The 10,465-nt window shown below is 38.8% G+C and carries 13 protein-coding genes; 12 read left to right on the forward strand and 1 reads right to left on the reverse strand.

All coding sequences use genetic code 11. The features are described 5' to 3' along the window. From PLK24_RS04295 to PLK24_RS04350, 12 genes are all read left to right on the forward strand, one after another. Positions 1–608: ribonuclease III family protein (locus tag PLK24_RS04295; RefSeq protein WP_324476636.1), on the forward strand; the 608-nt coding region annotated here is incomplete at its 5' end. Then, positions 599–3,766 (forward strand): AAA family ATPase, encoded by a 3,168-nt coding sequence (locus tag PLK24_RS04300; RefSeq protein WP_324476638.1) that lies wholly within the window; start codon positions 599–601, stop codon positions 3,764–3,766. The genes PLK24_RS04295 and PLK24_RS04300, both read left to right, overlap by 10 nt. Positions 3,767–3,830: 64 nt before the next feature. Next, on the forward strand, positions 3,831–4,766 hold the full coding sequence (gene ftsY, locus PLK24_RS04305) for a signal recognition particle-docking protein FtsY (protein WP_324476640.1): 936 nt from the start codon (positions 3,831–3,833) through the stop codon (positions 4,764–4,766). A gap of 72 nt (positions 4,767–4,838) precedes the next feature. After that, positions 4,839–6,176 carry a signal recognition particle protein gene (ffh, locus tag PLK24_RS04310; protein ID WP_324476642.1) on the forward strand — a complete coding sequence of 446 codons (1,338 nt, stop codon included), beginning with the start codon at positions 4,839–4,841 and terminating at the stop codon, positions 6,174–6,176. A gap of 70 nt (positions 6,177–6,246) precedes the next feature. Continuing rightward, complete coding sequence (rpsP, locus tag PLK24_RS04315) at positions 6,247–6,498, forward strand: 30S ribosomal protein S16 (RefSeq protein WP_324476644.1); 252 nt, start codon at positions 6,247–6,249, stop codon at positions 6,496–6,498. Then, a complete protein-coding gene (locus PLK24_RS04320) occupies positions 6,495–6,725 on the forward strand; it encodes a KH domain-containing protein (protein ID WP_324476645.1) in 231 nt (76 codons plus the stop codon). The genes rpsP and PLK24_RS04320 overlap by 4 nt, the downstream gene beginning before the upstream one ends. Positions 6,726–6,736: 11 nt before the next feature. Then, a complete protein-coding gene (rimM, locus tag PLK24_RS04325; RefSeq protein ID WP_324476659.1) occupies positions 6,737–7,231 on the forward strand; it encodes a ribosome maturation factor RimM in 495 nt (164 codons plus the stop codon). After that, the gene (gene trmD, locus PLK24_RS04330) at positions 7,228–7,938 is read left to right on the forward strand and encodes a tRNA (guanosine(37)-N1)-methyltransferase TrmD (protein ID WP_324476646.1); all 711 of its coding nucleotides are present in this window, start codon (positions 7,228–7,230) and stop codon (positions 7,936–7,938) included. The genes rimM and trmD overlap by 4 nt, the downstream gene beginning before the upstream one ends. Positions 7,939–8,082: 144 nt before the next feature. Then, positions 8,083–8,436 (forward strand): 50S ribosomal protein L19, encoded by a 354-nt coding sequence (gene rplS / locus PLK24_RS04335; RefSeq protein ID WP_324476648.1) that lies wholly within the window; start codon positions 8,083–8,085, stop codon positions 8,434–8,436. Next, on the forward strand, positions 8,396–8,956 hold the full coding sequence (gene lepB / locus PLK24_RS04340; RefSeq protein ID WP_324476650.1) for a signal peptidase I: 561 nt from the start codon (positions 8,396–8,398) through the stop codon (positions 8,954–8,956). Before rplS ends, lepB begins: the two co-directional genes overlap by 41 nt. Before the next feature lie 2 nt (positions 8,957–8,958). Then, on the forward strand, positions 8,959–9,552 hold the full coding sequence (gene rnhB / locus PLK24_RS04345; RefSeq protein ID WP_324476653.1) for a ribonuclease HII: 594 nt from the start codon (positions 8,959–8,961) through the stop codon (positions 9,550–9,552). Then, a complete protein-coding gene (locus PLK24_RS04350; protein ID WP_324476655.1) occupies positions 9,536–9,910 on the forward strand; it encodes a YraN family protein in 375 nt (124 codons plus the stop codon). The genes rnhB and PLK24_RS04350 overlap by 17 nt, the downstream gene beginning before the upstream one ends. Before the next feature lie 92 nt (positions 9,911–10,002). On the opposite strand, the gene PLK24_RS04355 is transcribed toward PLK24_RS04350, so the two are convergent. After that, positions 10,003–10,465: hypothetical protein (locus tag PLK24_RS04355; RefSeq protein ID WP_324476657.1), on the reverse strand; the 463-nt coding region annotated here is incomplete at its 5' end.

Consider the following 10,465-nt stretch of genomic DNA (forward strand, 5'->3'; position numbering starts at 1 on the left):
GGAAAGAAGGGCATTGTAATGATAAGTTTGAGTGGTTAGGTGATGCGGTAGTCGGTTTTTATATTGCCGACTACCTTTTTTCTCAATATGAAAAACCACGGAGCTGGCTTTCAGCAATGAAGGCTAAATGGGCGAGCGAAGAAAGCTTGGCTCAGGTAGCTCGAAATATACATCTGGAACGGTTTATTCTTCTTGGGAAAGGAGAAGAGAGGGGTCGGGGAAGGGAAAAAAATTCGATTATTTCCAGCGCATTGGAAGCATTGGTTGGTGCTGTATATTTGGATTCAAAATCCTTTGATACGACAAAGAAGGTATTAGATACTATTTTTTCTTCTGAAGGCGGTCTTGAATTGGTTTTTCTTTCGGTTAATTATAAAAGCCTCTTACAAACCTGGTCACTTAAGGAACATGAGACTCTCCCAGCTTATCAAGTAATAGAAGAATCATTGGATCGAAAAATCTATCGAATTGCTGTTTTGATTAATGAGAAGGAAATAGCCATTGGTGAGGGTACCAATAAAAAAAAGGCCGAACAGGAGGCCGCCCGTAAAGCCTGGGAAAAAATCATCGAAGAGAAATATGGCTTTCGTGATAATCCATGTTTTTAACTCATTTAAATGTTCAGGGTTTTAAATCATTTGCTCATCCGATTACGATTGAGTTTCATCCCGGTTTAAACGTCATTGTTGGCCCAAATGGTTCAGGAAAAAGCAATGTCATTGATGCTCTCCGTTGGGTGTTGGGAGATAATTTTCGAGAAATTCGAGTTTCCCAGGGGAAAGAGGTTATCTTTCACGGAGCAGCCGGAGCAAAACCGCTAGGAATGGCTTTTATTGAAACCCAATGGTCAGACAGCGAAGAGCCTCCCTATTCTATTGGAAGGCGAATCTTTGCATCGGGAGAATCAGAGTATTTTTTAAATCAAAATCGCCTTCGTTTAAAAGATTTAAAAGAAGAACTGCGGAAGTTGGGTTTTTTGGTTGATAGCATTGGTGTAGCAGTGGTTGATAACACCAAACTTCAGAGTTTGTTTGAATTCCGTCCCAGTGATAAATTTTCCCTCTTTGAAATGGCCAGCGGTACTTATGCTGTCAAAGAAAAACTCGCATCGGTTAAATCTTCTTTAACGCGAATTGGTGAGAAGGTATCCCGCTTAAAAGAACGGGAGAATGAACTCAATCTTCAGATTGAAAAAGTTTCCGAACATGCTCGGCAGGAAGAAAAATATCTTTCTGAGGAAAAGTTGTTTATTGCACTTCGTAAAGAATATTTTAATCTCCTTATTCAGCAGCGGTTAAAAAAGATAAAAGGATTAGAGAGTGAAAAAGAAGAAGTTGAAAAAGAGTTAAAACATTTGGGGGAAGAAGGAGTAGGCCTGGATCTTTTATTCAATAAACAACAGGAATTACTTCAAGAAAAGGAAAAACTAAAATCACAGATCCTGGAGCGATTAGAAAGCCTTCGAGAAGAACTACGCTCCCTTGAACAACAGATTTATTTTCATCTCACTGAAGCACGACAAAGAGAAAAAAATAAGTTATTAAATCGAGAAGCCTTAAATGAGTTAGAACCAAAATTAGCCCTTCTACGGAAGAATGTTGAAGATCTCCGCAATAATCCTTTATATCACGAGACCTTAGATGAGTTAGAAGAAAAAGAAAAAGAATTCCAGAAAAAAGTTTCAGAATTTAGAATTCGTAAGGATTCTTATAATGAACAAATTAACCAACTCAAACAGGAATGGTCTCGACTTGAAACTTCAATTGAATATCTTACTGAAGAATTAGCATCTATCGATCGGGAACAAAGTTCTCTCGATTTTTCATCAACCGAGCTAGTTCAGCAAATCGAGAGTTTACAAATACAGCTGTCAACCCTTCAGGAAGAAAGCCGAAAATTTATCAAAAAGAGAGAGCAGCTCAAAGAGAAGCTAGACAGGAAGAAAGCCTTGTTGGTTAAAATTCGAAATGGTCTCCGTGAATATGAACCAGAGGAAAAAATCGACCAAAGAATAGCCGACCTGTCCAAAAATCTCATTCAAAAGGGTTGGCCGGGGAAAGTAGTTTATGCATTCAATTGGCTTTTTAAAGATTATACTGCTATTCTAAGAACTGAAGGGAATCTGAATTTGAACGACTCTTTACCAAAGACTGGTCAGGGTTTTGTCTATTTGGATATTTTGCCACCATCGAATTATTGGAAAATTTTCACCAAGAAACAAATCATCGATGCATTGAAAAACCGGGAAGTTCCACTGGTAAATATGATCAGCTCCGATGGAAATATTGTTTATCGTAGAGATGGAGTGTTGATATTTCCAAGGAAACTTATAACCAATCAGAGTGGAGTTCGATTTTATCGAAGTTGGCAAAAAAAGGGAGCCGCCCTTCAAAAAAGAATACAAGAAGGAGAAAAAGATATTTCAGGTTATCTTGTCAAAGAAAATCAACTGGAAAAAGAGTTAACCAAAATAAAAGGAGAGTTGCAAGTTTTACAGCTTCGATATGACGACTTGCAAAAGGAAAAAAAGAAGAAAATTGAAAAAATTGAACTCATTAATTTAAAAAAGCAATCTTTCTTGAGCGAAAAAGAAATCCTTGGCGAGAAACTGGATCGGTTAGGATGGGAAAAAGAAGACATAGATAACGAAGTCAATCAATTGGAAGATGAATTAAGAGAAATTCACAACCAACGATTTGAGAGGGAAAAGCTCCGATCAACCGAAGATAAGTTACAGGGAGAACTCACCACCATCGAGATGCTCATTGAGAAATCGGTTTTTTCTCTTCAAAATATTGAGAACAGCCGCAATCAATCCCTGGATATCTGGAAGGAGATTATTTTTAAAATAAAGAAATTGAATGAAGAACATCAATTTGAACTGAATAGAAAAAAAGTATCCTTTGCGGCAGTGGATGAGATTCGAGAAAGGTGTAACGATATTGAACTGCAAAGAGAGAAGCGGAAGGATCGGCAAGATTCGCTTTCTTACAAAAGGGAAAAGCTGTATTTACAAAAAGAAAAATGGGATTTTGAAATTCAAGAATATACCACTCGCTTAGATGAATACCAGGAATGGCAGACCGACGATCTCCCTTTGCCCTCTTTTACTGATATTCATCACTTAGAGCAGATGATAACCGAAAAAGAGAACCGTTTGAAAACTTGGGAAATACGAAGAGGTTCTATTTCACAACTTCGTGATCTAAAAGAACGTCAAAATTACTTAAAGGAAAAATTGACTTTTTTTCAGGATGCCATGGCTCGATTTGAAAAGAATCGAATAGAGTGCGAACTCTTGTGTCAAGAATTGTTTAAAGAGTTTTTATTAGAGGTCAATTTCCACTTTCAGAAAAATTTTCAACGAGTTTTTAACGGTGGCAGAGCAAAGATCGAAATTGAAGAACAAAATTTGGAAATAGTTATCCAAATACCGGGAAAAAAGAAACAAAGGTTGTCGCTTTTGTCCAGCGGAGAAAAAGCCCTTACTGCCCTTTGTCTATTTTTCGCTCTATTTAAATCCGGAGGTTATCGTTTTTGTTTTTTTGATGAAGTAGATGCGACCCTTGACCATTTCAACAGTGTCCGGTTAGCGGACCTTATGAAAGAGTTTTCTCATGAGTGCCAAATCATTATTGTAACCCATCAAGAAGAAATCATGGAAGCGTCTGACCGGATCATTGGAGTGACTATGGATGAACCGGGGATTTCAAGGGTAGTTACTCTTTCAGGGAAAAATTTATCACTTTTATCTTCTCAAAATTAACCAACCATGATTTAAATTTAAACCTATCACCAATCGCTATCTTTACTAAATGGAGAGGTATCACATGGAAGAAAAGAAAGGTTTTTTTCATAAGTGGTTCAAAGGTGTTGAAAAAATTAAAGAAGGCGTAAAACAGCAATTTTCCCGTTTATGGTCAGCCGATTCCCTCCAAGACGAAGATTGGGAAGCCCTGGAAGAAATGTTGGTGCAAGCCGATTTAGGACCAAATTTAGCCATGGAGCTGGTCGAAGAATTTCAGGAAATAAAAAAACAAAAGGCAGAAAATGGGAACTGGCAGGATTGGCTTTATGGGAAATTGGGAAGCATTTTGGATGGAAATGATTCAAGCCTATTTTCATCAGCTCAAAGTGGGGCAATGAAAGCAATTCTATTAGCAGGGATTAACGGCGTAGGAAAAACAACCTTGGCTGGCAAATTGGCGCGATACTATTCGCTGCAGGGTGAAGAAGTCGCCTTGGTTGCAGCTGATACTTTTCGTGCTGCGGCAGTTGATCAATTGGAAATCTGGGCGGAAAGGGCTGGTTGTTTCTTTTTTAAAGGTTCTCCTGGAGCCGACCCAGGATCGATTATATTTGATGGAATAGAAGCAGCACGAAAAAAGAACCGAGGTTTTGTGATAATTGATACGGCTGGTCGGTCGCATGTCAACAAGAATCTTTTGGCAGAATTAGAAAAAATGGGAAAAATTGTCCAAAAGAATTTCTCTCCTGAAAATATTGAAAATTTACTAGTTATTGATGCCATGGCCGGCCAAAATGCCTTTCTTCAAGCCGAATCGATTGGTAAGGCTATCCCCCTGAATGGAGTTATTCTTTCGAAGTGGGATAGTCAGGCTAAAGGAGGTATCGTTTTCCGTATAAAAAAAGAATTAGAATTGTCGATTAAATTTTTAGGAATAGGTGAAAAAATCGAAGATCTTCAACCTTTTGATTCTGATCAATTTGTAAAAGCAATAGTTTATGACGAAGAAGTTTCTTGACAGTCGGAGCAGTGACGATTATTATCTTATTTGTCTTTCAAAATTAAATAAATCCAGTTTTGGAGTCAATGCATGTTTGAACAATTAATTAATAAATTTTCTGGAATATTTAAAAAGTTAAGAAGCAAAGGAAAACTGAGCGAACAAGATGTTGATTCAATATTAAAAGAATTACGAATGGTTCTCTTAGAATCCGATGTCCATTACCGAGTGGTTAAAGACCTCATCGCTCGAGTGAAAGAACGAGCCGTGGGAAGAGAAGTATTAGAGAGTGTTACACCAGGGGAAATGGTCATTAAGATTTTATGGGATGAAATCCGAAAGGTATTAGGTGGTAATGTCAGTTCCTTAGAGACTGGTGGTGCGACACCGGTTCTCATTATGTTAGTTGGACTCCAAGGATCGGGAAAGACAACCACTCTTGGGAAATTGGCGGTTCGTTTAAAAAATCAAGGACTTTTTCCTTTGGCAATTTCAACTGATACTCGCCGTCCCGCTGCTAAAGAGCAGTTAGCGATTCTGTGTCACAATTCGGGGATTGATTTTTATGACGATTCCAAAGCCTTGACTCCATTACAAATGATTCAAAATGCTATTCGTCATTCACGGGAAAAAAGTTATGACGTGATCTTTATCGACACTGCCGGAAGGCTTCATGTCGAAGAAGAGCTTTTAGCCGAACTCAAAGAGGTTGTTGATACAATACCGTTGAAAGAAATTTTACTGGTTTTAGATGCGACTACCGGTCAGGAAGCGGTTAAGGTTGCTCAATCTTTTAAAGAATGGGTCAATCCTACCGGGCTCATTTTAGCAAAGGTCGATACCGATGCCCGGGGTGGAGCCGTATTGTCCATAGTTGCTCAAACTGGATGGCCGGTTAAATTTGCTGGAGTGGGCGAAAAAGTTGATCAGCTGGAAGTTTTTCATCCCGACAGAATGGCAAGTCGTATCATGGGGATGGGTGATACTCTTACCCTCATTGAAAAGATAGAAAGGTCGATTGACGAAGAAGAAAAGGAGAAAATAGAAAAGAAGTTCGGAAAGAAAGAACTGGATTTAAATGATTTTATGGAAGAATTAAAAAGAGTAAAAGAAATTGGCTCCTTTGATGAAATTGTTGGAATGTTACCTGGTAATCTGCGAGGTGGAATTTCTCAGATTGATGGAGAGAAAAATATTAAGCGAGTTCAGGCTATTATTCAGTCAATGACACCAGCCGAAAGAATCAATCCATCCCTTATTAATTCCAGCCGGCGGCGAAGAGTAGCTCAAGGAAGCGGAACAACCATTCAAGACGTTAACCGTTTATTAAAACAGTTTGAAGATTTTCGTAAACTTTGGAAACAGATGAACCGTACGGGGAAAAATCCCTTTTCCAAAAGAAAAGGATGGTTCGGGTGGAACGCATAGATAACTTAATCATCTCATTTCGATTTCATCCAGCAGAAAATATTTGATATAAAAAGAAAGGAGAATAACGATGGCAGTGAAATTAAGACTCACCAAAATTGGGCGTAAGCATGCTCCCTATTACCGGATAGTTGCGATCGATTCACAAAAAGCACGAGATGGAAAACCAATTGAAATATTGGGGAACTATTCACCGATAGTCAACCCGCCACTTTGGTCAATCAATTTCGACCGGATTCAGTACTGGCTTAACAATGGAGCAACAATGTCTGACAAGGTTAAGACTTTGTTAAAACAGACGGAAAGGCCGGGTATAGAGTGAAGGATCTCGTAGAATACATGGTCAAGTCTTTAGTTGACAATCCAGAACAAGTTAAAGTCTCCGAGGTCCAAGGTGAACAATCGGTGATTTATGAAGTGCGAGTTGCCCCCGAAGATATGGGGAAAGTCATAGGGAAACAAGGAAGAATCGCTCGCTCGATTCGGACTATAGTGAAAGCAGCTTGTGTTAAAACTGGCAAGAAGGCGGTTGTTGAGATATTGGAATAGAAAAGAATAAGATTGTAGTTGGTAAATTTATTAAACCTCATGGATTAGCAGGTGGGTTAAAAGCCCTTCCCTTTGGGGAAACATTAAATAGTTTTTCTCCTGGAACTATTTTGTTTGTTCAAGATCAAGACCAATACCGTATCCTGGTCGTTAAGGACTTTCAACCCATGGGTCGGTTTGTTCTATTATGGTTAAGGGATTTGAGTACCAAAGCTGAAGTCGAATCGTTATCTGGTCAATTAATCTGGAGAGAGAAACCCCAGGTAAGCGTGACTGATACACCGGATTCTTATTTTGTTTATCAGCTGATTGATTTGAAAATAATGGAAAATGGCCAATCCCTTGGTGTTGTCTCCGATGTTATTGAAGGGCCAGCCTATGACTACTTACAGGTGAATAGAGACGATAGGGAATTTTTAATCCCTTTTATCCGGGTTTATATTAAGCATGTTGACCTTCAGGGGGGATATATAACCGTCGACTGTCCAAAGGGTTTTTGGGAATGAAGTTACGGATTGATATCATTACCTTGTTTCCTGAACTGATTCGTTGTTTTGCTGAAACTGCGATTGTGAAAAGAGCTCAAGATCGGGGCTTAGTATTCATTAAAGCTTATAATTTGAGAGCATTTTCTTCTGACCGATATCGTACTGTTGACGATTATCCCTATGGTGGCGGACCAGGAATGGTGCTCAAACCGGAACCGATCTCCCGAGCAGTTGAATTTATTAAAGGAGTCACTCATTCCCAACCGAGAGTTTTGATTACCAGCCCCCAAGGAAGAGTTTTTAACCAGTCCTTAGCAGAAGCTCTTTCTCTTTGCCCTCATATTATTCTGGTTTGTGGACGCTATCAGGGGATTGATCAAAGGGTTATTGAACTCTGCCAAGGAGAAGAAATATCGGTTGGTGATTATGTTCTATCAGGCGGTGAATTGCCGGCAATGATCGTTGCCGAAGCAATAACTCGATTAGTTCCCGAGGTTCTTGGTGATGAAGAATCGATTCATTTTGATTCCTTTTACGATAGGATATTGGGACCACCGCAATATACTCGACCTCGGATTTTTGAAGGAAGGGCAGTTCCGGAGGTTTTAACCAGTGGGAATCATAGTTTGATTGAAGAGTGGAGGCGAAAGAAAGCACTCCAAAAAACCCGGTTAGTTCGTCCGGATTTACTGGATAAATTGAGTGATGAAGTGATTCATGAATAGTAACGGTTGTCAAGCGTTAGGCAGCATGGTATAGTATTATTCGGTTTTTTGAGAAAAATTTATTTATTAGTCGATAAATCGATTGAGAAAATGATTGCACCACTTCGATAGAATGAACAGTGGGTTTTCAGGAGGAGGTCCATAATGGATAAGGCAAGGTTGTTACATTCGGTAGAATCAGCTTATATAAAAGAAATTCCTGATGTTGAGCCAGGGCAAACGGTAAGAGTACATTTAAAAGTCGTAGAAGGAGACAAAGAGCGTATTCAGGTTTTCGAAGGATTGGTTATTGCACTGAAAGGTTCTGGAATCAGCCGAACCATGACGGTTCGGAAAATGTCCTTTGGTATAGGAATAGAAAGAGTATTCCCAATCTATTCGCCACGTATTGAAACCATCGAAATAATCCGTCGAGGCAAAGTGCGGAGAGCAAAACTTTATTATCTCCGTGGGAAAAGTGCCAAAGAATCAAGAATTGAGGAAAAACGCGAGAGGTAATTCGATAAACGTCTTGAAGGAAATAGTTGAAACCGTTTTTTGGGCACTCCTGATTGCATTTATTGTTCGGTATTTTGTGGTAGAAGGGTACTATATCCCCTCTAGTTCGATGAAACCGACTCTGATACCAGGCAATAGAGTTCTCGTAGCGAAATTTTATTATCGCCTTTACCGTCCTCACCGTGGTGATATTATTGTTTTCCGTTTTCCCTCCAATAGGAAGAAGAATTTAATAAAAAGAGTAATTGCTCTTCCTGGAGAAACGGTCCGAATAGAAAACGGTTCGGTACATATCGATGGGATTCCTCTTCAGGGAGATCAATTTAATCGAGAGTATTTTAACGTTGGGAATTATGGAAGAGAAGAACAAGTGATACCGGAAAATTCCTATTTTGTTTTAGGAGATAATAGTCATAATAGTGATGATAGTCGATTTTGGGGGTATGTTCCATTTAAAAACATTTTAGGACGTGCTTTTTTGGTTTATTGGCCTCCACGGTCAATTCAAATATTGCGTTGAAAATGTTGGAAAAAGACCTTTGGGTAAAAGGCTTTAAATATGTTGGTGGAGTCGATGAAGCAGGGAGAGGACCATTGGCTGGTCCTCTCGTATCGTGTTGTGTTATTTTTCCTCCGGGATGTATTCCTTCTGGTTTAAATGATTCCAAACTTCTTAGTCCTGCCCAGAGAAACCATTGTTTTCAACTTATTTGCAGAACTGCTTTTAGCCTCGGGGTAAGTATCGTTGGGGAGAAAATGATTGATTGTCTCGGAATACAAAGCGCCAATCTTTATTCCTTTCGCGAAGCCTTGATGCGAGCCTCGGTAAAAAGAACTCCCGAATTTGTTATTTTTGATTGGTTGAAGATACCTGAATTGGATATTCCCTCGATTTCAATCTCGCATGCGGAACTAAAAAGCTTTTCGGTTGCCGCTGCTTCAATTGTGGCAAAGGTAGTTCGTGATTCTCTTATGGAAAAACAATATCAAGAACTTTATCCTGAGTATGGATTTATCCATCATAAGGGATACGGTACTAAACTTCACAGGGACAAAATAAATCAACTTGGCATAGCGAATTGTCATAGAAGGAGTTTTTGTGGTAAATACCTCTAAAAGAATTGGTCAGATGGGTGAAGAAATTGCCTCTCGAATTGTTATTCGTCAAGGCAAAATGAAAATTATCGAAAGAAATTTTCGATCTCGAATAGGAGAAATCGATATTATTGCTCTGGATAAAAATACCTTAGTCTTCATCGAAGTAAAAAGCCGGGCGGTCTTAAACGCAGGTTTCCCCGAGGAGTCGGTAACTAAATACAAGCAGGACAAAATTCGAAAAGTTGCTCTTTATTATCTCATTTCTCAGGGATATAATCCCAACCATACAAATTACCGGTTCGATGTCATTTCTATTACCTTTAATGGAGACGACTATGCTCATCCGAGTGTTAAATATTATATAAACGCTTTCTAATCAGTACAGATTTGATTAATTGTAACTCTTTTCAAAATGTTGTGAATAGGTAGAGGGCAGTGTATTATGCTATGCCCAACCAAAACCATTTACTACCACAAAAACCAATCATCCCCAACTTTTTGAGCAGCATTAATATTCAAATCCTCAAAGATAACTCGATTGGAACTGGTAATACAATTAAAATAAATCTTAACCGGTTGATGGGAAAATTGGGCATCATTTCCCGAAATGGTTATATTTTTGACGTATATTTCCCCCTTCGCAAAACAATTAGAAAAACCTCCGCTCACCGTAATTAATCTGGCTTTATTATATAGAGCATCCAGTTGGGAATAGGTTGGTCCATCGACGACCAAACAGGCTTGGGCTTTGGAATAATCCAATTTCACTAAGTAATCGACAAATTCCTGAATTTTTAGCTTTAGGTTTTCTTCCTCAGTTTGTGGAACTGAAGAGGTACAACTAGTAAAAATACAAAGTGCGGCAATGAAAGCCAACAGAAAAACCTTGCTTAGATTATTTTTCATCGCTATATCCTCCAGATATTTTTTG

Source organism: Atribacter sp. (genome assembly GCF_035418125.1).
Lineage (GTDB): Bacteria > Atribacterota > Atribacteria > Atribacterales > Atribacteraceae > Atribacter > Atribacter allofermentans.

Bases quoted from the DNA above. Each gene is read 5' to 3' on its own strand.
- PLK24_RS04300 (WP_324476638.1), top strand. From the start codon at position 599: ATGTTTTTAACTCATTTAAATGTTCAGGGTTTTAAATCATTTGCTCAT.
- ftsY (WP_324476640.1), top strand. From the start codon at position 3,831: ATGGAAGAAAAGAAAGGTTTTTTTCATAAGTGGTTCAAAGGTGTTGAA.
- ffh (WP_324476642.1), top strand. From the start codon at position 4,839: ATGTTTGAACAATTAATTAATAAATTTTCTGGAATATTTAAAAAGTTA.
- rpsP (WP_324476644.1), top strand. From the start codon at position 6,247: ATGGCAGTGAAATTAAGACTCACCAAAATTGGGCGTAAGCATGCTCCC.
- trmD (WP_324476646.1), top strand. From the start codon at position 7,228: ATGAAGTTACGGATTGATATCATTACCTTGTTTCCTGAACTGATTCGT.
- rplS (WP_324476648.1), top strand. From the start codon at position 8,083: ATGGATAAGGCAAGGTTGTTACATTCGGTAGAATCAGCTTATATAAAA.
- rnhB (WP_324476653.1), top strand. From the start codon at position 8,959: ATGTTGGAAAAAGACCTTTGGGTAAAAGGCTTTAAATATGTTGGTGGA.